Source organism: Paenibacillus xinjiangensis (assembly GCF_059686975.1).
Map to the genome: position 1 here is coordinate 129,761 of NZ_JCAALS010000015.1, position 22,214 is coordinate 151,974.

Sequence of the window (22,214 nt, forward strand, 5' to 3'; positions counted from 1 at the left end):
AAGCTAACCCCTCTCCCGCAAACTTATTTTTGTCATAACGGCAGTTCTCTGCAACTTCGATATAATCAACGGTACAACCCTCTTATTTATTAGCCTATTCATTCATCGGGGCCCCAATGAATATAGTGTTATTGATCCATTCATACGTATGTCATTGAACTCAATATTTATTATATATACCGGAAGGTTAATTAATCAACCATAAATTGCTGATAACGTCTTTTCTCTTTGTCGGCATAGTGGCAGCTGACTCTATACAGCCTGATACGGTTATATCTTTGTATAGCTATAAAGGGCAGATTAGCAGCTAGCGCATAGACAACCATTAGCCAACCATACACTTCCTCATTCCATATAAAAAACAGCGGCGCAGGAATAATACACAGCCAATGCGCCCACTCCCCGCGTACAGTCTCCAATCTATACTTATGATAATAGGCCGGATTATAGGCAGTTAGCTTCTTCTTCGAGAAACCGCCCTTGAACAGCTTTCCTCCGTCCGGCACTTGGTCTTTCCACTCGCGAATGCGCAGCACCCTCTCGTAAAAGCGTTCCTCCCAATCTTTGTCCCTGAAGGAGGAAGTCCGCTCCGCTGCAACCCTATTCCCTTCGAGCCAGCGATCTGGTATTCCCATACAGATATAAGACACACCAAGATGAACAGCTGTCCACACACCCGCGTTCAGAACCAGCGTGACTAGCGGAAGCGGCAGATCCAAGGTCACGAGCGGTCTCCTTTGTTCGTGGACAAGGAACGACCCTTCCATTGCACCCGTCTTATCAGGTAGGTGCTGTAGAACGAATATAGACATATCAGAAGAAAAGCAAGCAGAGTAAGTGGATACAGCAGAGCAGCAACGAATCTGAAATCGCCTGCGCGCCGCTGCCAGATGAACATCTGGATCACGAATGCCCCATATATGATCCCAATTGCTGCGATGTTCGATAGCGAGGCAATTGCAGAGGTGCCGAACCACAAAGTGATGGATGATCCAATGCTCGATAACCATATTGCAATAGCAGCCATTACGAATAGCGGAGTTGCGACAGCGCCTGTGGCGAAGCTTTTGCTCCATCCAGCTATAAGGCTGCGCAACCCGCCTGGGTACATACGAAAGGCAATCGCTCCTTTTCCAGCATAGTTCGCAATGGAGCTGCCAGAGCGTAAGAACAATAGACCAAGCTCATAATTATCAAGCACTTTATCCCGGACTGCCTCATGTCCGCCAATACGGAAGTAATCTTCCTTGCGGCAGACGATGCACGGACCAAAGGCGCCAGAGCGGGCATCTCCTTCCCCAATGGCTGCAAGCACAATGATATTGAAGAACGCCGACAAGCTCTCATAAGGCTTCTCTGTACGGTGATAGGGCTGAACTGAGATTAAGCCACCTCTTGTCGTAGAAACAGCTACTAACATGGATAATGCCTCTGGGTTAAGCTCCGTGTCCGCATCTAGAAACACAAGAAGCTCCCCCTCTGCTGCTCTTGCACCGCTCCAGCACGCCCAGCTTTTCCCCTGCCAATTAGCAGGAAGAGCTGCAGCAGCAACAACACGTGCCCCTGCAAGAGAAGCTAGCTCCGCTGTACGATCCTCCGAGCTGTCATCCACTACTATAATCTCGAATGGCTGGAGCGTCTGCTGACTTAGAGATTCAAGCAATCTAGCAATAGTAGCTGCCTCATTGCGTGCTGGAATAATTACGCTAATCGGTATATCGGCTGTACTCTCTTGCGCAAGCACTGGAGAAGGCAGGCCTTTGAAGCGCAGCAGCAAGAACCAACCACTGATCCAACCGGTAATAATCAACGCGAGTGTAACGACCATCCTTCTTCCTCACCTCTTCTTCTCTACCAGGCTGACAACATGAATATTCTCTTCGCTAAGTTTCGCTTGTATGGTCATATTCAGAGCGGTCTATAGGTTTTAAATTCACCATATTTGGTTAAACCAGTAAAGATTATAATATGGAAAAATATTGTTATTTTCATATTATACTGATTTTATCCAGCAACTATACATGACGGAATATCTAATTGTTGAAATCGCACGAAGTGAAGAAAGGATGTTACGAATGGGGAACAATATTGTGGTCATTGGCGGGGGATTAGGCGGTATGTCCGCAGCAATACGACTTGCTGCTGATGGCAATCCAGTCACTATATTAGAGAAGAACGAGCGTGCAGGAGGCAAGCTCAACGTCCGCAGTGGACTAGGCTTTACCTTCGACACTGGGCCTTCGATCTTAACGATGCCTTGGGTGCTGGAGCAGCTGTTCGCGAGCGCAGGAAGACGCCTTGAGGACTATATGACACTCGTTCGTGTAGAGCCGCAGTGGCGTACCTTCTTCGAGGATGGCGTGTCTATTGATGTGACGAGTGACCTCCCTTCCATGCTAGAGCAGCTGCAGAGCGTATCTGAGGAGGATGCACAGAGCTTCCTCTCTTATTTGCAATATTGTCAGCAAATGTATGACCTCTGCATGAAGAGCTTTTATAAGAAGAACCTTAAGGACCTTGGCGATCTCCGAAGTATGCACTCCGTGAAAGAGCTGCTTGCGATGGACCCGCTGAAATCCATGCACCAGAGAACGAATCGCCACTTCAAGGACAAGCATCTGCGCCAGCTATTCGATTTCTTCATCATGTACATCGGCTCTTCGCCAAGAGCAGCGCCTGCGGTATTGTCCCAATTAATTCATGTGCAGCTTGGGCTGGGCATTTATTACGTAGAGGGCGGGATGCATAATATTGCTCGAGGTATGCTGAAGCTGCTTGATGAGCTTGGCGTTGAAGTGCGCACCTCTGCATCTGTCGAGCGAATCAACTTACAAGGCTCTCTAGCAACAGGTGTCACTCTAGCTGATGGTACAATCGTTCCTGCTGATCTTATCGTCTCTAATCTGGAAGCTGTGCCTGCGCATCTCACGCTTCTTAGCGAGCATCCCGGTTCAGCAGGCACTGTCAAAAAAATGACGAAATACGCCCCAACAGTATCCGGGCTCGTTCTACTGCTCGGCATCGACAAAGTATATGACAAGCTGCTGCACCATAATTTCTTCTTTTCCAATGATCCTGCCAAAGAGTTCCAAGATATATTCGTAGCTGGCATTCCATCGGATGACCCTACAGTATACATTGGCATATCAAGCAAGTCTGATCCCACACAAGCTCCAGCTGGCAAAGAAAATCTATTCGTGCTGACCCATGTCCCTCCGCTCAAAGCAGGCGAGAGCTGGGAGCCAATCAAAGAGCGTTATCGCAATCTTGTGCTGGACAAGCTCGAGAGGATGGGACTTGAGGATCTGCGCTCGCACATCGAATTCGAGTACAGCTTCATACCAGATGATCTCCAGCAGCTATATGGCGCCAATGGCGGCTCCATCTATGGCGTCGTAACGGATCGCAAGCGCAATGGCGGCTTCAAAATCCCTAGCAAAAGCGATCTTGTCGATAATCTCTACTTCGTGGGCGGCTCCACGCATCCTGGAGGCGGTGTTCCGATGGTCACGCTGTCTGGCCAGCTGACTGCTGATATGATTAGGGAGCATACGGGCGTACACGCCGCCAAGAAATCCGTGTAGTGCTATGTGCGGAATACGATGGATGAGTATTCCGCTTTATTGCTCTTGGGAATGAAAGCTCCTTGACTTTGCACATAGCCCCAACTATAATTTCGTTAAACGATCGCTCAACGAAATGAAAGGAGGAGGTTAGGTCAATGGCACGCAATACTCGTAAAAAACAAGCCGCTGAGACGCGAGAGAAGCTGCTTCTGGCTGCTAAAGCTTTGTTTGCCGAGAATGGTTACCATGCTACGCCTGTCCGAGCCATTAATCGGGAGCTGAAGATGGGAGATGGTATTCTCTATCATTATTTCCCCGGGGGCAAGCGTGAAATTCTGTCCGTGCTGCTTCAGGAAAGTATGCAGCTAAGAATCGAAGCTCTTCAACAGACACGAGTGACGATTGAGCAGATGGAATTACGAGAAGCACTTCTTACCATCTACGAGAGACTCTACTCCCTCTTCATGGAAGATAAGGATTTCACGAAGATATTGATGCGGGAAAAGGAATTGCTTGCTTTGGAGGAAGGCGACAGGATGTCAGACTTTTTCCTCAAACAAAACCAGATTATGATCGAATTCCTTAGAATAAGGCATGAACGAGGAGAAATCCGGCAGCTTAACTTCGCGATGGCGACCAGACAGTTTATTTCAATGGGCCTGCAGTCCATCTTCGCTTCCATTATTGGTATTCAGCTAAACGAGGAGTCAAATAATCTGAAGAAGGATCAAGAAGAGATTGTCGATTATACGATAGCTTTATGGAAAAATCCTTGAGCAGCGGATGAATTTTTTATAGGATTCGCTTTCAAGGTATTTTTTATCCCATTTCATTCACCGTACGTTTAATCAACTAAAATAATAAAGGAGTTTTCATTATGCAATTGTTTAAAAAACCTTTAATTCTGGCCTTACCACTTATTGCACTACTAGTTATTGTTATATTCAGTCTAACCATGCTGCCCTCCATCAATCCAGTGCCTCAGAATATGCCCATCGCTATCGTCAATGAGGATCAAGGGGTCGATATTCCTAATCAAGGAAATATGAATATGGGTCAGCTAATCGTAGACACCATCCAGAAGAACACAACTGAAGCTGCAAGTGGCGACGCTGAGCCTGCGGTGAACTGGATTAAGGTAAATAGCGAATCCGAGGTTCTGGAAGGACTGAATGATCAGCAATATTATGCAGCGCTAGTCATTCCAGCGGACTTCAGCCAGAAGCAAGCTTCTTTACGCACAGCTGAGCCGAGCCAACCCAAACTTACGATATACGTGAATCAAGGAATGAATACAGCGATTGCGAACGCAGCCTCGCAGATTCTAATTCAAATGTCTGATGGCATCAATGTGAATGTCCGGCAAGAGCTGCTCGCAGCATTCGATCAGCAAGGCGGTACGGTCACGACCAAGCAAGCAGCAGCTCTAGCATCACCCATTGTCAAAGAAGTGAACAACGTAAATGAGATCGGCACCCATACAGCTAATGGCAATGCGCCAGTCGCTATGTTCCAGCCGCTGTGGATGGCGAGTCTCCTAAGTGCCGTGCTATTCTTCATTGTAAAAAACAAGCTAAGCTTCTTCAGCAGACAAGAGAAGCTGTGGACCAATATCCTTCAAGTATTAGCTGGCGCTGCCTTAGCGCTAATCGTCGGATTTGTATTTACATGGATTGTTGATTTGATGGGGATGAATGTGGAGCGTTTCACCGATACAGCCCTGTTCCTGTCAATCAGCTTCTTAGCCTTCTTCCTGATGATCTCGGCAGTGCTATCATGGATCGGATTGGCAGGAATGCCTATCTTTATCCTGCTTCTGTTCTTCGGAGGTCCATTGCTCTCTATGGCACCAGAGATGCTGTCGCCATTCTATCAAGATTATGTGTTCTCATGGCTTCCTATGCGCTACATGGTCATGGGCCTGAGAGAAATCTTCTTCTTCGATCAAGGGATTAGCTGGAGTCATCCGACTGTCGTATTAACAGCAATCGGAGCCGGCAGCCTACTCGTACTGTTAGCCTCTTCGTTGAAGCTAGGCGGTAAGAAAGAAGCTGACTCACAATATAGTGCAAACTAAGCAAAAAAGCTGTACAGATTGGATTTCAACCTGTACAGCCTCTTTTTTTATCCTCCCTCTGACGCAAGCGCACGCTTGGCTAATCCCAGCAGGACGATATCATCCATCGGAGGATTATGCAGCCCTGCACGAACATCACGATACATTCGCTCTAGAGGCAGTGCTCGCGACAAGCTTGCTCCTCCTACAATACGCATAGCCATATCCACAATTCGAATGGCATGATTCGTCGCCACGTACTTCGCCAGGCCAAGCTCCTGCTTGAGCGCCGCACGACCTGACGGATCACGATCCCAGCGATCTGCGATGCTGTAGAGCAGAGCTCGTGCCGTTATCAGCTCTGCTTCAATCTCCCCAATCTGCTTCTGAATAAGCGGCAAATCCGCGATCGGTCCAGGCAGGCTATTCGGACGATGGCTCTGGGCAAAGCGTATGGCGAAATCTCTTGCCGCATGAGCGATACCGATATAACAAGCGGGAATATGCAGGAGAACACCGTCAACATCCGCCGCCCTTGGCTTCTGAGAGATATATGCACCCTCGAGCGTCTGTCCATCCGGTACGAATACCTGATTCAGAATAAGATCATGACTACCTGTTCCTCGCATACCAAGCGTATCCCATGTCTCCTCAATAGAAACACCTGGACCCATTCGCACAAGAAAATCACCTGCTCGGTCTTCCTCTTCAATCGTAGCCCATAGGGTAAAATGCTTCAGAATGGGACTTAATGTACTGTATGTTTTACGGCCGTTAATCAGCCAGCCGCCTTCCGTTCGTGTCGCTGTCGTCTCAGGCTTGCCTCCACGACTCGGGCTTCCTGTCGCCCGTTCGCTGGCAAGATGATTAATGAGCGAACCTTCTTTTACCACCGATTCACAGAAGCTTGCGAATAACGGCTCTGGCCATGCCCGGTTAAGGCGAAGCTGCATGATCTGGCCAAGATGCCAGCCTACAGCAAGCGCAGTAGAGCCATCTCCCCGTGCCAGATGATCCTGGGACAGCACCATTTCATATAAAGAAGCCTCTTCCCCGCCATATTCAGCAGGAACCGTTAGCTTCAAGTAACCCCTTTCCTGCATCTCAGCAAAGTTCTCATAAGGGAACGAGCCCTCACGATCGTATTCAGATGCGCGTGCAGCGAATATCTCGGCCAAAGCATCTGCTCTAGCAGCTATTTCTGCTTCCCTCGCATTTCTAATAAATAGATCGGGTACGGAATTCATAACTGAATGTCCTCCTCCATTATGTCTATTGTCACTACTATTTGCTATTTCGAGGTTATTAGAATTTGTTTATCAATCCCATAATTCATAGTATACCGATATCCTTTTGAGTTGAACAGTTTATTTCTATCCTTGTTACATTCATGGGTACAATCCGAACAAGGCTATTCTTGACATTTCTATATGGTATACATGACTATTAATCTAATGACTTTTGACTTGGGAGGACAATCCTATGCATCCTAGGACAGACAAGCTGATCGGTTCCCAGCATTTTCGCGAAGGTCTGCCTATTTATATCAATCGCGCGGAAGAAACCTTCGACCTAGCCTATCATGCTCATGATTTTATCGAAATCTCTTATATCGCCGAAGGACGGGGCTACCATCATATTGGAGAGGATATCCTTGCTGTATCCAAAGGAGATTTATACGTTCTGCCCATAGGAGCCGCACATGTATTCAGGCCTGCTTCGGCCAAGGAAAAGCTGGTTGTCTACAATTGTGTATTCACGCCATCAATCATGGCGGATGCTGCCGCACTTATTCAAGAAGACGATCTATTAACGATGCTCCGGCTGCGAGATGACTATCCCAAGCAAGCCTATGGACTGCGTGATACAGAGCTGATCCTTGAACCCCTGTTCATTGACATGCTGGAGGAGCATACCTCGATGCGCTCAGGATTCTCAGCCATGCTGTATGCACATCTCATTAGGCTGCTTGTGCAGATTGCACGCAAGCTTGCTTCTGGCACAGGCAAATCCTCTACAGGATTCGCAGGAGAAGATCCTATAGGAGAGGCCATCGACTATGTCCGGCGTAACTCTCATGATTGCCTGACCATTAGCATGATGGCCGAGAAAAGTAGCTTAAGCGAGCGTCATTTCTTCCGTCTATTCAAGCAGCGTACAGGCCAGCCCTTCCATCATTTCGTCCAATACGAGCGTATTCGCAGAGCCTGCGAGCTGCTCGCCTTCGGAAGCTATAAGGTGGCCGCAGTCGCAGAAGCCGTAGGGTATAGAGATACGCAGACCTTCAACAAAGTATTCAAGCAGCATGCTGGCATGACGCCGGGCCAATACAAGAAGCAAGCACGGGGCTTAGTTGAATAACGCAGGGATGGACAAATAAAAACCTAAAGAGAATAGAATCTCTTTAGGTTAGCATACAACGTTATTTATTCCCGGCGGAATCTTCGTCATCATTGAAGAGCTCAAGAAGAGCAGGAGGAATAGTGAATGGCTGGCTGCTTGGCAGGAATCGCTTCAGATCCTCTATAGCAGAGCTTTCTTGCAGCGACTTGAGCTCACCAATCTCCTTATGCAGCCGTTCCATCTGCAGATCCAGCAGAGCAGAGGAATCCGCAGCACTCTTAAGCTCCATCAGCAGGCGGGCAGGAACCTCTTGATTGTATTTATAAAATATTTTATGCTCCAGGCTGGCCCAGAAATCCATTGCAATAGTGCGAATCTGTACTTCTATACAGACGCTTTCCTGCCGGTCGGACATGAACACTGGCACCTCTATGAGCATATGAAGGCTGCGATAGCCATTCGGCTTCGGATTCTGAATGTAATCCTTCACCTCTACGATTCTTAGATCAACCTGGCTGCTTAGCATATCGCTAATTCGGTAAATATCCGACACGAAGGAACAGGTTATCCGCAAGCCTGCTATATCTCTCACATTGTCCTTAATATTAGTCAGCGTTAAAGGCACGCCCTTGCGAAGGAGCTTATTCACTATACTCTCCGGTGATTTCAAACGGGAATTCGTATGCTCAATAGGATTATAATCATGAAGTAAATGAAATTCTTCTTTTAAGATGTCGATTTTGGTTTCCATTTCCTTCAGAGCAAATTTATACATCATCATAAAGCGAGTAATTTTATCCTTGAAGCCCTTTAATTGTTGCATGGGATAAGGTGTGCTTATCAAATCAGTCTCCTCTTCAGCTGTCCACTTACATTGCCTATTAAAAAGCATAGTATATATGACTGCTATGTTGCAACTTTTCTAATCTTCTAGCAATAAACAACGGGAGCGTCATTCATCCCATAGGTCATTCTTGCATTGTATTCAATGCTTCGATAGAAAAGCATCAACAACAAGCTTGTCTGGAGGGTTCAGCTCTGTGGGAATATTCTCATAGAGGAAAAAGCGTAATTCCCGTACCTCTCCAACATAATCAGAGCACATATAAGCTGTAGTCACGTTATATACTTCATCACCATGGGGATATTTGTAATACAATTCTGGTCCAGAGAATACTCCCATTAGCTCAAGCTTCTTAGCCACGAGTCCCGTTTCCTCCAATAGCTCCCTTCGAGCTGCTTCTTCAACAGATTCCCCTAATTCCATCGAGCCTCCAGGCAAGCCCCACAATCCATTGTCCGTCCTACGCTGGAGCAGCAATCCTTCGTCACTATGTAATAGAACACAAGCGCCTACCATTATAATAGGCCTCTTTCCAACCAATTGCCTCAATTCCATTATATATCCCACTTCATAATCACCCTTCCCACACTCTCTCAATATGTAGAAGCTGATTTTGTTCGAACGTCATTTTATAAATATCGGACTTAGATGTGGTATCCCAAAAATCAAATTCATAGCGTTTGTCATAGTGACTGACTGATGTAATAATCGATAGGTGGATACTAAGCACACACTACTAACCAAATAAAAAACCTCAGCCCTCAACATCGGACTAAGGTTTGCCTTGCATATTGAATTATTGGAATTGCTTAATTATCGGTTTGCCTCATTCCTCAATTCTTCCTCCACACATTCCCATTGCTCACATCTCGAATAATAAATAATGACCCTCTCCGTATCCAACGTATCAATTAATGTTCCGCAATGCTTGCACATAATCGAACCTAATTCAAGAGCCCCAACGGAATCGCCCATTATCGCCTCATCCTTTCGGTTGTAAGTGCTTTCATAATGCCACATCTAGTATATAATCAAATTTCCATTTCATACCCAGTAATCACAAAAAAATAAGAAAACAGGCCGGTGAAGAAAAGCTTCTTCGCCTGCCTGCCTGACTGTTCTGTCTTATCAAGACATTCACTATTTACTTCACTATGGCAATATAGATATAACAACCGCCTGTTCCGGATTCATGTTACGTGTATCATACAGCTCAAAATCTCCCGTATAGGCACGCTTGTCAGCCGAATGCTCGAAGTACTCCCAAATTTCCTGCCAAGCCTCCACAACCACCTGCTGAACCGGACCTTGTCTGGTCACGAATACGATGTAATCTGATTCTGGAACACTGCACTGCTTCAAGTTTTGGCCTGCATGGCCCGTCGTACTTGCATCATGCTCATGCCCAAGAATAACCGTATATGCGCCAGAGTGATCACTTTCATAATCGGTATATAACGCATAGAGCAAATGCGGGTTAACAGCATCCGATAGCGGCAGTCTATTACTCTCCAGATAGGCTTTCCACAAATCCGGCAGACGCCCATTCGGCCCTGCTTCATTCTCGTTCGTTGTCCTGGTACTCAGCCCTATTATTGAAATTTCAGCCTTATGCTCATAATTAGTTGGCATTTTGTTCCCTCTTCTCTTAGGTTTGTATAAGAGAATTGTACCTTACGAAATAAGACAACTGATTGTCTAGGTTGTATACCGAAGCATCATTTTTGTGGCCCTACTCAGAATTTCCTGTGCAAGGGAAGCCGGATGCTCGACCAATAAAAGTTCACCAAAGCTGAGAATCATACCATAGAACCATTCATCTACAATAAACAATCCCTCAACTCGCATATAACCATCATCTAAATAAGTGATATATTCAGTAGGAAAAGAATCGATTACCCGATGACGCATCTCTGGATGACAGAGCAACCTCACCTCCGTCTCAGCCTGCCCATACCATTGAGAATTCCATGTATAGCCTTCCATTGCAGGCACCAGTCGCTGCTCAAACCTCTCGGGCAGCACAGTAAGCTCCATAATTCGTGTCAGTCGGAATACTCGAAAATCCTCTCTCAGCTTGCAATACGCCTGCATATACCAATTGGAGCCTTTTAGTATCAACGCAGTCGGCTCAACCGTTCTCTTGCTTATATTATTGTCTGATTTCATGTAGTGAAAGCTGACGATTCGGCGCTCTTCTATCGCTGCTCTTAACAGCGACAATCTATCTTTGTAGTTGGAGCTATGTCCCCATGGAAGCAAATCCAGAACGAGCGCTTGCTCCGTTACCTCTGATTGCTGGAGAAGCGCTTCGACTTTTTCGAGCAGCTCAGACAGCGTGTGGTCTTCAAGAACATGTTGAATGCCTTTGGCAGCGGCAAGCAGCACAGACAGCTCTTTTACCGACACCAGCTGTCTGTCCATCGTAAATCTCTCCATAATCCCATAGCCGCCCGAAATGCCCTGATAGGCTACAATCGGAATACCCGCTTGATTCAGAGTATCCATATCCCGATAGACTGTTTTCGTCGATACCTCGAACCGTTCTGCGAACTCCTTCGCAGTGACACGTTCCCGGTTCAACAGCATAACCGTCATCGCTAATAAACGGTCAATTTTCACAGCGCTCTATCCTTTCTTTCTATATTCTAATCTCCTCTGAAAACAAATAAAAGCCCTTAAGACTTTCGTCTCAAGGGCTTATCTTATGAAGTATGGTGCGCGTAGAGGGACTTGAACCCCCACGGTCGCCCGCCAGATCCTAAGTCTGGTGCGTCTGCCAATTCCGCCATACGCGCATGTAGCTTGTCAGGTTAGAAACCTGTGTGAAAACCGCTTACTTGTAATAATATACAGCATGATGTTCTAGATTGCAATAGCTAATTTAAAAAAGTTACAACTTTTTTCGGCGACCCATAATCCTGCTCTATCCACCCGTTCAAAAGAAGCTGTCCCTTGTTATCTGCGATAACTTTAGGGACAGCCCTGTTCTTTTACACGATGATTCAGGAATGATTAGATGCAATAAACTCCACCATCGAACGAGCATTGATGTGGCCTGCAGCCGTTGGCTTGCTCTTAAGCTCACCGCTTGTGCGTTGACGGAACTCCACAACCTTGGCAACACCAGGAATAAGATCAAAATAATTGTCGGAGAAATTACCTGCATACTCTGCCGTTAACCATACTTGCTTAGCCAGCGTATCTGTCTCTATAGTAAATTTGGTTCCAGCGCTGCCTTCGACTGCGGTTACCCGAATCGAGGCGGGAGCAAGCTTCATAGCCTTCGAGTTAACGAAATAATACTCCGCACTGTTCACCTCTTGTGACGACTGCTGCAGCTCCACATACAGGACTACGGAGCCGGGATCATGATCCCCAAGGAATGTCTGCTCATCAGCAGTAAATACGACGGACGCGCTATTGCCTTCTATTTGTATAGGCACCGTCATTTCCTTCAAGCGCTCTCCATTGAAATGATACAAAACAACCTTCAGCTCTCCAGTCAGAGGCACCAGCCGGTCTGTGATGGCATGAACACGGATGATGCCTTCATCGGTACGGTCGAAGGAAAGCACCGAATCCGCGAAGCTCTTTCTCGCATAATGCTGCATGGCTTTCCACTTGCCGTAATAGTCCATGCCCGCCCATGAAGCAACCGGCCAGCAGTCATTCATCTGCCAATAAAGAGTTCCCATACAATATGGCATCGCCCGACGATGCGCTTCAATCGCCATTTTCATCGCCTCAGCTTGCTGCACTTGGCTCATGTACAGGAAAGAAGGAAAATCCTTCGGTTCACTCATATAGATATCCATGTATTCCTTGATTAAGCGATTCCCGTCACCGTTCTTCTGATGGGCTCTCATTACCTTGGAATCGAGCTTCAGATCGTCTTCCGTGGCGAAGGTCATAACCGTATCGTATTCAGGGAAAGACTGGAATCCATATTCGCTCATAAATCTGCCGATTTTTTTGTTATAGTTCTCGAACGGCTCAACGTTATGCCACACGCCCCAATAATGAACATCCCCTTCTGTAGACAGCGGATGCGCATGCTGGCCGATATCTCCGGTTAAGGAAATGAGCGGCGAGGAAGGCCAGTACTCCACAGCAGGATCAAGCTCAGCGACTACTTCAGGAAGAATGCTGTGGAAGATAGCCTCATAGCTTTCCCACATCGTAGCGCGCTGCTCTTGATTGTACAGCTTTTTCCAGCCCCAGCCCGCATCTTCATCATATTGCGCCCAAGCAGAGTCGATCTCATTGTTGCCGCACCAGAGCGCAAGAGAAGGGTGATTACGCAGACGCTTCACATTCTCCTGTGCTTCCAACCGAACATTTTTCAGGAATGCCTCGTCCCCAGGGTACATGCTGCAGGCGAACATGAAATCCTGCCAGACGAGGATGCCGTATTCATCGCATAGGTCATAGAATATGGATTGTTCATAAATACCGCCGCCCCATACTCGCAGCATATTCATATTGGATTCAACAGCTGTTACGATTTCATGCCTGTAGCGCTCCTCCGTAACCTCTGTAATAAAGCTGTCATTCGGAATATGGTTAGCGCCTTTGGCGAACACCTGTACACCGTTCAATTCAAAATAGAAGGAAGCCCCCGCCTCGTCCTTGCTGCGAACCAAGCGGACCGAGCGCAGACCAGCGCGGGTTGTCTTCACCGCCACCTGCTCTTGCTCACTTAACAGCTCGGTTGTGAACGTGTACAGATGCGCTTCTCCTAGACCTCTGCTCCACCACAGCTTCGGCTCTGCAATGACAACCGGCACCTGTATGCTATTACTGCCAGCACGCAAGCTTACCGCCTGTTCCCATACTTGGCCTTCCGTATGAATACGAACGACGCCTTCGCAATCCTGCTCGGATTCAATGTCCACTTGAACCGATAATCTCGCTGCTTCTGTCGTGACACTGGTCTGCTGAACATAAACATCATTAATTCGGCTGCCTGACCAACTCTCCAGTCTTGCCTCACGCCATATCCCGCTCGTTACGAACCGCGGACCCCAGTCCCAGCCGTAGTGATAGGGAGCTTTGCGCGCAAATATACTAATCTTCTGCTCTCCGAGTCCGCCCAGCTCCGATTGGTCATTCGTTGCTGGAAGGTTGTAACCCAGCTTATCGATCTTCAGGAGATCCTCCTGAACAGGTGACCGGAATCGAATAGTCAATACGTTATCTGTCTGCTGTACAAGGCCTTTTACATTGACCTTCCAAGTACGGAACATATTGTCCGCAGACAGGACATGACTGCCATTCACATAGACATCCGCATACGTATCCAGACCGTCGAATACAAGCTCTAGAGAAGAATGGCTCATCTGCTCAGGTGCAACATCGAAGCGGCTCTCGTACTCCCAATCTATCTTGTCAATCCATTGCAGATCATGCTCATTCGTCGCATAGAATGGATCAGGTATAGCTCCGTTGTGCAGCAAGTCGGTATGGACACAGCCAGGTACGGTTGCAGGCATCCATTCCGTTTCCTTGCAGGCTTTGAACTTCCACTCATTTATCACTTGTTTCAACTCTCTCATCTTGTCCTCCTATGCTTTGCAGCAGCTAATGGTTATATGGAGCGATTCAGTTTTAATAACCTAATTTTGTTATATAATTAATCCCTATTTTACATAACAAATATTACTATCAAACTAACTTATGGTCAATCGTTTTTTGTACATTATTGTATCTCAACCTCAGTAATACAAGCCGAAATTTGCAAAACTGCACATTGCCTCCCTTTTACTCACTCAAACACAACGGTGAATTCCCATCCCAGTCAACATAACAAATATAACAAAACAAGCTAACATTTTAGCTACTCGTCAGCGATTATTGTACAGTCACAGTGTCAACACACTCTACTTCTCCCTAGTCCCTGCTGCAAATTGACTTCTCAAGGTGGACAGGTTACTTTTAATAGACGAGATGAGTACATAAAGGAGTCAAGTCAATGATACAGTTAGCAACATTCGGTGGTGGATGCTTCTGGTGTATGGTTACCCCATTCGATGAATTGCCTGGCATACACGGAATCGTATCCGGCTATATGGGCGGCGACACAGCAGATCCAACCTATGAGGAAGTAAAAACAGGAGCAACCGGCCATGCCGAGGTCGTCCAAATTACGTTCGATCCCGAGCTGTTCTCCTATGAGAAGCTGCTGGAGCTCTATTGGGTACAGATTGATCCTACTGATGCGGATGGACAGTTCCAGGACCGCGGCAGCCAGTATCGGCCGGTCATCTTTTATCATAATGAAGAGCAGCACAAGCTTGCACAGGCTTCTATGGAGCTGCTAGAGGAGAGCATGCGATTCGATCAGCCAATCGTAGTGGAAATAAGCGAGGCGACAGCTTTCTACCAAGCGGAGGATTATCATCAGGATTACCATAAGAAGAATCCAAAGCATTACAAAGAGGACCGCGAGCAATCCGGTCGGGACACTTTTATCAACGCGAATTGGCAGTAGCGAAGCAGCTAATTCGGCTGCTTACATAAGAAGGAGCACTCCCGCATGGGAAGTGCTCCTCTCTTTTATTACAATTGGTAGATAGCCCGAGCGATACGCTCTAACGCTTCTGCCAATATCGATCTGGGGCATGCAGCATTAATACGCATAAATCCATCGCTGCCTTCCCCGAACCATGAGCCTGGATCAAGCACAACCTTCGCTTCATTCTTAATCCTATTCTCCAGTTCATCTTGAGCCATGCTCAATTGCGAGAAGTCGAGCCACGACAAGTAAGTGCCCTCCTGCTTCAAGTACGTCACACCAGGCATATGAGTTTCTACGAAGCTCTGCATGAATGACAGATTCTCATCGAGATATTGCAGCATGGCATCCAGCCACTCCGCTCCTTGCGGTGAATAAGCGGCTGTTGTCGCCACTATTCCAAAAAGATTAGGATTGCCTAACGAAGATTTGCCCAGCTCCTCATCTATCTTTTTCTTTATCTCCTCATTTGGAATGATTAAGCTAGAGGACTGCATCCCGGCGAGATTGAAGGTTTTGCTAGGCGCTGTACAAATAATCGAATGATTGGCGAATTCCTCACCTAGCGTCGCATATACCGTATGCATATTCCCCGGCATGATCAGATCATGATGAATCTCATCAGACACAACAATCACACCATGACGATCGCATATTTCACCCATTCTTCTAAGCTCTTCCGGAAGCCATACTCGGCCTACCGGATTATGTGGACTGCACAGAATTAGCAGCTTCGTCTTCGGATCACTCGCTTTGTGCTCCAGATCCTCATAGTCCATCACATATCGTCCATTGATTCGCAGCAGCGCATTATTGACAGCTGTTCGATCATTCGTAGTGACTGTCTTGCGGAAAGGTCCATATACAGGCTCCTGAATAATGACGGTATCTCCTATTTCCGTTAGTGCACGAATAATAAAATTCATAGCAGGAACAATCCCCGGCGTTGAGGTCACCCATTCTTTGCGGATAGCCCAGCTGTGCCTGTTCTCCATCCACCATCTCAAGGAGTCGAAGTAGTCCTCCTTAGGCATGGCGTAGCCAAATATACCATGCTCTACTCTAGCCTTGAGCGCTTCAATAATAGCTGGTGCGGTTCTGAAATCCATATCAGCTACCCACAGCGGCAAGTAGTCCTCCTTGTCCTTCAACTCGAAAAACTGGCTGAGCACATCAGCATCCCATTTGATAGCATTCGTTCCTGTACGATCAACAATAGCTTCGAAGCTGTATGCCATTCGTATCCCCACCTTTTCTATTCCATTATAGGTATCATAACCACCATTCTACTACAGCTCTGCGGCAATTAGCTCATACGATCGCAGACGCTTCTCATAGTCAGGAATCATCGTCACAAGCCATTTGCCAATGTATTGATTCTCGTACTGAGCAAGCTTATTATTGAAATTCTCATTCCGTTCCACAACATGGGCGTAAGAGCGCTCCAGCATGGCGTTAACCAAGGACAGCTCCCGGCCGCTCTTCTGAACAGCAACGTAATAATTGCCTCGTTCATCCTTGATGATGTCTTTATACAACTCAACATTCATTAGCTGCACCTCCCCGTCATTCATATGTAATCTCATATCCATCTCTATTCTAACATTCCAGCATTCTGCTCACAAAAAAAACACCCCCGAAGACAGAATGCTTCAGGAGTGTGCGTCTATCGAGAAGTATGCAATAGGATCATCCTTACACGCTCGATCGATCCCTCTCCATTCCCTCTTTCATGTACCGGATAACCTGCTCTGCCTTCTTCAGATTATCGTCGCTATTAACAATGATCATGTCGCAGCTAGACATCCCCTCGCGTTCAACATCGTACGACAGCAGGCGGCGGTCAATCTCCTCCATAGGGAGAGCCCTTGCCAATAATCGCTGCCGGCACTCCTCTTGATCCGCTATTATTCCAATAACGAATATCCCATCGGCATACCGCTGCTTGAGCTTGGCCACACCAGATCGATCAAGTACGATCGAGTGAATCCGTTCACTATTCATGATTTCTTCAATAGTGTCTATATGAGTACCGTAATATTGGCCTTGATATTCCGTCATCTCCAGTAATAAGCCCTGTTCCAGCATATCCGCCATATGTTCCTTCGTACTGAACAAATAATCTATTCCATGCTGCTCACCGCTTCTCGGCAATCTGGAGGTCCATGTCACGACCTTCGGCAAGCCAAGCTGCGCTTGCAGGAAGCTTTTCCCTGAGGCACTCGGCCCTTGGAATATGACTAGCTTGTACAATTGTACTCTCTCCTCCCTTCAGATTCTCCATATTCGATTCGCGGTATAGTACCGATTCACCCGCCGATATGCGACATCTCGATCTTGGGAAGTGTTCCTGTATGCATAAGCCTCTCCTCCGAATATCGATCTGTTCTACCCTGCCATACCTGCTCGATGAATGACCGAATTTCCTCATCTGTATGCCCGGATCGAATCAGTGTTAGCAGATCATGACCCTTCGAAGCGAACAGGCAAGTATACAGCTTGCCTTCTGCCGATATGCGAGCACGTGTGCATGTTGAGCAGAACGCATCGCTTACCGAGGAGATGAGCCCAATCTCCTCATCAGATCCTATATAGCGATATCGAGAAGCCACTTCGCCCTTATAGTGGGGGTCAATAGGCTCAAGCGGCATATACTCATGAATGAGATCTACGATCTGCTTCTTCGACACAACCTGATCCCACTTCCAGCCATTGGTGTTGCCTACATCCATAAATTCAATGAATCTCAAAATATGCTTGCGCTCTCGGAAATAAGCTGCCATCGGCACAATGTCCTGATCGTTCACGCCCTTCTGAACGACCATATTAATCTTGATTTTCATCCCCGCCTGAGCAGCAGCTTCTATCCCATCAAGCACGGGCTGCACCCCGCTTCTGCCTCCGTTCATATGACGGAACCTCGCATCGTCGAGTGAATCCAGACTTACTGTTACCCGCTTCAAGCCAGCTGCAGCAAGCTGCCCAGCATATTTGGGAAGCAGAACACCATTCGTCGTCAGCGCGACATCCTCGACACCAGCCATTTCATTCAAAGTGGAAATAAAAGCAGGCAGTCCCTTCCTCAGTAAAGGTTCTCCCCCAGTAATACGCAATTTATTGACACCCAGAGAAACGAACACAGCTGCAAGCCGCGTCATTTCTTCGAAGGATAATACTTTGTCTTGTGGTAAAAAAGCATAGTCCGGACCGAAAATCTCGGCAGGCATGCAATAACGGCATCGGAAGTTACAGCGGTCCGTAACTGATATTCTTAAGTCTCGCATCGGACGATTCAATTGATCTTCAACAGGGGTATACAACCTCTTCACCTCTGTTCCATTATAGTACCGCATCATATAAATGACAAAGCTTTCAATTTGGGGCACGCAAATAGGGAAGCCTTGGCAGCCAAGACTTCCCTCATGAATAACCGATAACAGCTTCCTATTAAGCGCTCACTACTTGTGCATGCATTTCCTGCTCTTTGCCCTCATAGATAGAGTAAGTCATTTCCTCCGTCAGCTCATCTGCAGTCCCATCGAACACCTTCACTCCACCTTTAATCCCAACAATGCGTGTCGCATATTTCTTGGCTACATCAACCTGATGGAGATTGACTAGACAAGCAATGCCTCTCGATACGCAGTTGTCATAGATCGTGTCCATCACGACAGTAGACGATTTAGGATCAAGTGACGCGATCGGCTCATCCGCAAGAATCAGCTTCGGCTGCTGCATAAGCGCTCTACTAATTCCAACCCGCTGCTTCTGGCCCCCAGAGAGCTCATCTGCACGCTTATATATCTCCTTCTCTAGACCAACCTTGCTGAGCAGCTCAATCGCGGCCTGCTTATCTTCCTCGCTATAGCGGCTGAACACTCCAGCAAGCGAGCCCATATAACCGAGTCGTCCATGAAGGACATTCTCAAGTACGCTGGATCGATTGACTAGATTATAATGCTGGAAAATCATTCCGATCTGCGATCTCCATTGTCTAAGACTCCGCTTATTGCCAGAGCCCATCTTCTCGCCAAGGAACTCAATCGTGCCCTCTGTCGGCTCAATTAATCGATTAATCGTCCGCAGGAAGGTTGATTTGCCTGCTCCGCTCGGCCCGATGACGGCAATGAATTCGCCTTTTTCAACGGTTAAATCGATCCCTTTGAGTGCTAGAGTATGCTCATTATACGCTTTGACAAGCCCTTCTACCTTCAATATAGACATCCTGATGACCTCCCTATGTTATTGCCTTGCTAGGCGACTGCGAATTCGACTGGAGACGAGCTCGACCGTGAATATAGTAATAAAGACAATAACGATGCCTAGCGCCAGATCAGCGAACTCATAATAGGAGATATAATCCTGCAGTAGTACACCAATTCCTCCTGCACCGACCATACCGAGCATAACCGTCTCTGCTACCTCCATCTCGAATCGGAAGGAGATAATGCCGAGGAACGGCATGATCAGGCCTGGCAGCAAGCCCTTGAATACGATCTGGAGCCAGGAAGCGCCTACGGCACGCATCGCCTCTATTGTATCGTCACCGGACTCTTCAATCTGGGCAGCGAACGATTTGATTAAGTACGATGCTGTCGGAAATAATAGTCCGAGCACACCAGCCATGGATCCGAAGCCCATGCTCGCTACTGCAAGCAATACCCAGATCGTCGTAGGAATCGTCCTAATGATAAGGAGCACATATCGCAGTAGACGACCGAAAAACTTGTTAGGCATAATATTCTCTGCAATTAGAAAAGACAGCAGTACAGAAACAATGACACTAATGATGATGGCTAAGAAGGCAATAATCAACGAGGTGAACATTCCCGCAGCCAAATCTCCGAATGAAGCGAATGAGATCGTCATGACTTTATTCATAATCCCTGGCAAGCTGGACAAGCCATTCATAAATTGCTTAGCACTCAGATCCAAGAAGCTAAGACAGATCAGGAACAACACTACTGTGATGGAGAAGAAAAGCCTCGTCTGCCGCTGCGTACCACGGTGAGCGATCGGAATTTTTTTGCCCGAGCGGTTGAGCTCTTTCTGGGACGGGGCAAAGCGTCGCAATTGGGATTCCTGCTGCATTATAATAACCGCTCCCTTATTTTCTGAGTGACAAATTCCACGATTAAGATGAGTGCAATAAGAATAACAATGATCATGGATGCTCTGCCGTATTGGAACAAATCCATCGCTTGCTTCAGATTGCTTCCTATGCCTCCGGCCCCGACTAAACCAAGAATAGCGGAAGCGCGAATGTTAATCTCGAACATGAATAGTGTCCATGAATAGAAGGCTGGCATGAACTGCGGAATAATGGCATGCTTAAGCACTTGACTGTAAGTAGCTCCGCTAGCCTCAAGAGCTTCCGTCACCTCTTTGTCCAATGCTTCTATAGACTCTGCATACACCCGCGACAAGAAGCAGCTCCCGAATATGAGGAGTGCGAACAAGCCTGGCATCGAGCCCACTCCGAATATAATAACGAGCAGTGCTGCCCATACGAGAAACGGCACATTCCGTACGAAGGAGACAATTCCTCGCAATACGAGCCTTACAGCGGTATTGGGAGCTGTATTGCGTGCAATGAGGAAGCTCACTACAAGTCCGATAGTCGCTGAAATGAAGGTTCCCACGACTGCAAAAATGAGTGTATCCAGCACAGGGCCAATATAGCTGCTCATATTCGTTACATTAGGTGGTAGAAAATCGGTAAACAAGAACGTTAGAAATATCGGTATCCCTGTAATAAACTCGACCATGTCGAATTTGATATACCAGAAGGAGACGGCCAGCACTGCTGCGAATAAAGCTAGTGACATTAGCCGTTTCGCTTTATTTTGTTTCCGGTACATAGTCGGTTGGTTATACACTCTGCCTCGTCCTCCTATTCAAGCGCATTTCTTATTCCATTAGCTCTTCAGGGCTAAGGTTCAGCTGTTTGGAAATGTCACGGATATTATCGTAGTCGCTGTCCTGCACTTCAATGAACTTGGCATCTGCCATGCCGAACAGGTTCTCGAAATATTCCGGATTATTGTAGCCCAGCAGGAAGGACTTCACTTTCTCCTTCATTTCAGCCGGTACTGTAGAACGAATACCTACTGGCGTCGAGTTCAGCGGCCCTGAGCTTGCAATGATGCGATAGGAATCTTTATCAATAAGACCCTTCTGTGCGAGCATATCCGGATACATACCCGATACCCCAGCTGCATCATACTGTCCCTTCACTACACCCAGCACGGCAGTATCATGCTTGCCGGCGAATTGAATGCTGCTGAAGAAGTTCGTCTCGAGCTCTTCTGGATCTAAACCAAGCTCATCAACAATCATTGATTTCGGGAACAAATGGCCCGTAGTGGATACTGGATCAACGAACCCTATCGTCTTGCCTTTCAAATCTGCTAGCGATTGTATATCAGAGTCCTTCGGCACAATAATGACCGATGCCGGCGAATTCTCTAGTGATGGAAGACTAATCCCTACAACAGGTTCGATCTTCGCACGATCTACCGCTACGATATAAGAGAATGGACCGAATGTAGCCATATCCGCCTTGCCGTTCTTCATGGCTTCGATAGCAGCGTTATAGCTGGTCGCTTTATACGATTCAACCGGTAGCCCTATCGTTTCGGATAGCTTGTCCTCGAAATCTTTGTTTAATTTGGCAGCCTGATCATTAGATTCTGATGGCAAGTAGGCGATAACAAATTTTTTCATTGCTCCCGAATCCGTACCGCAAGCAGATAACAGCGCTACGACCGAGATAACAAGTACGAGTAAGCTAATCGATTTCTTCATTACAATTTCCTCCAGTGATTTGTGGGATTGTTACGCGTTGAATACAACTAGAATACTAGATGCTTCGTGTTAACGCCGTGT

Annotated in this window: 22 protein-coding genes and 1 tRNA gene; 5 read left to right on the plus strand and 18 right to left on the minus strand. The window is 47.0% G+C overall.

From position 1 onward, the window contains the following. Nucleotides 1–191: 191 nt before the first annotated feature. Complete coding sequence (locus AC6ESP_RS16450) at nucleotides 192–725, minus strand: glycosyl-4,4'-diaponeurosporenoate acyltransferase CrtO family protein (RefSeq protein ID WP_497097807.1); 534 nt, start codon at nucleotides 723–725, stop codon at nucleotides 192–194. Continuing rightward, a complete protein-coding gene (locus AC6ESP_RS16455; protein WP_497097808.1) occupies nucleotides 722–1,828 on the minus strand; it encodes a glycosyltransferase family 2 protein in 1,107 nt (368 codons plus the stop codon). Before AC6ESP_RS16455 ends, AC6ESP_RS16450 begins: the two co-directional genes overlap by 4 nt. A gap of 247 nt (nucleotides 1,829–2,075) precedes the next feature. On the opposite strand from AC6ESP_RS16455, the gene AC6ESP_RS16460 reads away from it, so the two are divergent. The 3 genes from AC6ESP_RS16460 (at nucleotide 2,076) to AC6ESP_RS16470 (ending at nucleotide 5,643) form a co-directional block, all read left to right on the plus strand. After that, nucleotides 2,076–3,584, plus strand: coding sequence for a phytoene desaturase family protein (locus AC6ESP_RS16460; RefSeq protein ID WP_497097809.1), 1,509 nt, complete (start codon nucleotides 2,076–2,078; stop codon nucleotides 3,582–3,584). Nucleotides 3,585–3,721: 137 nt separating this feature from the next. Then, nucleotides 3,722–4,342, plus strand: coding sequence for a TetR/AcrR family transcriptional regulator (locus AC6ESP_RS16465; protein ID WP_497097810.1), 621 nt, complete (start codon nucleotides 3,722–3,724; stop codon nucleotides 4,340–4,342). A 107-nt stretch (nucleotides 4,343–4,449) separates the two neighbouring features. Beyond that, a complete protein-coding gene (locus tag AC6ESP_RS16470) occupies nucleotides 4,450–5,643 on the plus strand; it encodes a YhgE/Pip domain-containing protein (RefSeq protein WP_497097847.1) in 1,194 nt (397 codons plus the stop codon). 47 nt (nucleotides 5,644–5,690) lie between these two features. On the opposite strand, the gene AC6ESP_RS16475 is transcribed toward AC6ESP_RS16470, so the two are convergent. Then, complete coding sequence (locus AC6ESP_RS16475) at nucleotides 5,691–6,869, minus strand: acyl-CoA dehydrogenase family protein (protein WP_497097811.1); 1,179 nt, start codon at nucleotides 6,867–6,869, stop codon at nucleotides 5,691–5,693. A gap of 235 nt (nucleotides 6,870–7,104) precedes the next feature. Between AC6ESP_RS16475 and AC6ESP_RS16480 the strand changes: the two genes are divergently transcribed. Further along, nucleotides 7,105–7,983 carry a helix-turn-helix domain-containing protein gene (locus AC6ESP_RS16480; RefSeq protein ID WP_497097812.1) on the plus strand — a complete coding sequence of 293 codons (879 nt, stop codon included), beginning with the start codon at nucleotides 7,105–7,107 and terminating at the stop codon, nucleotides 7,981–7,983. Between the two features lie 61 nt (nucleotides 7,984–8,044). Here the strand turns inward: AC6ESP_RS16480 and AC6ESP_RS16485 are convergent, their stop codons facing one another. The 7 genes from AC6ESP_RS16485 to AC6ESP_RS16515 form a co-directional block, all read right to left on the minus strand. Then, nucleotides 8,045–8,788: a GTP pyrophosphokinase gene (locus AC6ESP_RS16485; protein WP_497097813.1), complete on the minus strand. Its 744-nt coding sequence runs from the start codon at nucleotides 8,786–8,788 to the stop codon at nucleotides 8,045–8,047. A gap of 162 nt (nucleotides 8,789–8,950) precedes the next feature. Then, a complete protein-coding gene (locus tag AC6ESP_RS16490) occupies nucleotides 8,951–9,376 on the minus strand; it encodes an NUDIX hydrolase (protein ID WP_497097814.1) in 426 nt (141 codons plus the stop codon). A 246-nt stretch (nucleotides 9,377–9,622) separates the two neighbouring features. Next, nucleotides 9,623–9,829, minus strand: a complete 207-nt coding sequence (locus tag AC6ESP_RS16495) for a GapA-binding peptide SR1P (protein WP_497097815.1) — start codon at nucleotides 9,827–9,829, stop codon at nucleotides 9,623–9,625. Between the two features lie 132 nt (nucleotides 9,830–9,961). Then, nucleotides 9,962–10,441 carry a GyrI-like domain-containing protein gene (locus tag AC6ESP_RS16500; RefSeq protein WP_497097816.1) on the minus strand — a complete coding sequence of 160 codons (480 nt, stop codon included), beginning with the start codon at nucleotides 10,439–10,441 and terminating at the stop codon, nucleotides 9,962–9,964. 66 nt (nucleotides 10,442–10,507) lie between these two features. Continuing rightward, complete coding sequence (locus AC6ESP_RS16505) at nucleotides 10,508–11,431, minus strand: helix-turn-helix transcriptional regulator (RefSeq protein WP_497097817.1); 924 nt, start codon at nucleotides 11,429–11,431, stop codon at nucleotides 10,508–10,510. Nucleotides 11,432–11,524: 93 nt separating this feature from the next. Further along, nucleotides 11,525–11,607 (minus strand) — tRNA-Leu (locus AC6ESP_RS16510). A 207-nt stretch (nucleotides 11,608–11,814) separates the two neighbouring features. Then, on the minus strand, nucleotides 11,815–14,367 hold the full coding sequence (locus AC6ESP_RS16515; protein WP_497097818.1) for a glycoside hydrolase family 2 protein: 2,553 nt from the start codon (nucleotides 14,365–14,367) through the stop codon (nucleotides 11,815–11,817). A 419-nt stretch (nucleotides 14,368–14,786) separates the two neighbouring features. Here AC6ESP_RS16515 and msrA point away from each other — a divergent pair, with 419 nt between their 5' ends. Next, nucleotides 14,787–15,302, plus strand: coding sequence for a peptide-methionine (S)-S-oxide reductase MsrA (msrA, locus tag AC6ESP_RS16520; RefSeq protein WP_497097848.1), 516 nt, complete (start codon nucleotides 14,787–14,789; stop codon nucleotides 15,300–15,302). Nucleotides 15,303–15,370: 68 nt separating this feature from the next. Here msrA and AC6ESP_RS16525 read toward each other — a convergent pair whose 3' ends face one another. The 8 genes from AC6ESP_RS16525 to AC6ESP_RS16560 all read right to left on the minus strand — a co-directional run bounded on the left by AC6ESP_RS16525 (nucleotide 15,371) and on the right by AC6ESP_RS16560 (nucleotide 22,133). Continuing rightward, complete coding sequence (locus tag AC6ESP_RS16525; protein WP_497097819.1) at nucleotides 15,371–16,564, minus strand: MalY/PatB family protein; 1,194 nt, start codon at nucleotides 16,562–16,564, stop codon at nucleotides 15,371–15,373. 51 nt (nucleotides 16,565–16,615) lie between these two features. Next, nucleotides 16,616–16,876 (minus strand): hypothetical protein, encoded by a 261-nt coding sequence (locus AC6ESP_RS16530; protein WP_497097820.1) that lies wholly within the window; start codon nucleotides 16,874–16,876, stop codon nucleotides 16,616–16,618. A 145-nt stretch (nucleotides 16,877–17,021) separates the two neighbouring features. Further along, nucleotides 17,022–17,579, minus strand: coding sequence for a guanylate kinase (locus AC6ESP_RS16535; RefSeq protein ID WP_497097821.1), 558 nt, complete (start codon nucleotides 17,577–17,579; stop codon nucleotides 17,022–17,024). A 56-nt stretch (nucleotides 17,580–17,635) separates the two neighbouring features. Further along, nucleotides 17,636–18,679 carry a GTP 3',8-cyclase MoaA gene (moaA, locus tag AC6ESP_RS16540; protein ID WP_497097849.1) on the minus strand — a complete coding sequence of 348 codons (1,044 nt, stop codon included), beginning with the start codon at nucleotides 18,677–18,679 and terminating at the stop codon, nucleotides 17,636–17,638. 94 nt (nucleotides 18,680–18,773) lie between these two features. Beyond that, nucleotides 18,774–19,550, minus strand: coding sequence for a phosphonate ABC transporter ATP-binding protein (phnC, locus tag AC6ESP_RS16545; RefSeq protein ID WP_497097822.1), 777 nt, complete (start codon nucleotides 19,548–19,550; stop codon nucleotides 18,774–18,776). A gap of 18 nt (nucleotides 19,551–19,568) precedes the next feature. Further along, complete coding sequence (locus tag AC6ESP_RS16550) at nucleotides 19,569–20,417, minus strand: PhnE/PtxC family ABC transporter permease (protein ID WP_497097823.1); 849 nt, start codon at nucleotides 20,415–20,417, stop codon at nucleotides 19,569–19,571. Continuing rightward, the gene (phnE, locus tag AC6ESP_RS16555; protein WP_497097824.1) at nucleotides 20,417–21,205 is read right to left on the minus strand and encodes a phosphonate ABC transporter, permease protein PhnE; all 789 of its coding nucleotides are present in this window, start codon (nucleotides 21,203–21,205) and stop codon (nucleotides 20,417–20,419) included. Before phnE ends, AC6ESP_RS16550 begins: the two co-directional genes overlap by 1 nt. Nucleotides 21,206–21,236: 31 nt before the next feature. Then, nucleotides 21,237–22,133 carry a phosphate/phosphite/phosphonate ABC transporter substrate-binding protein gene (locus AC6ESP_RS16560; protein ID WP_497097825.1) on the minus strand — a complete coding sequence of 299 codons (897 nt, stop codon included), beginning with the start codon at nucleotides 22,131–22,133 and terminating at the stop codon, nucleotides 21,237–21,239. Nucleotides 22,134–22,214: the final 81 nt, after the last annotated feature.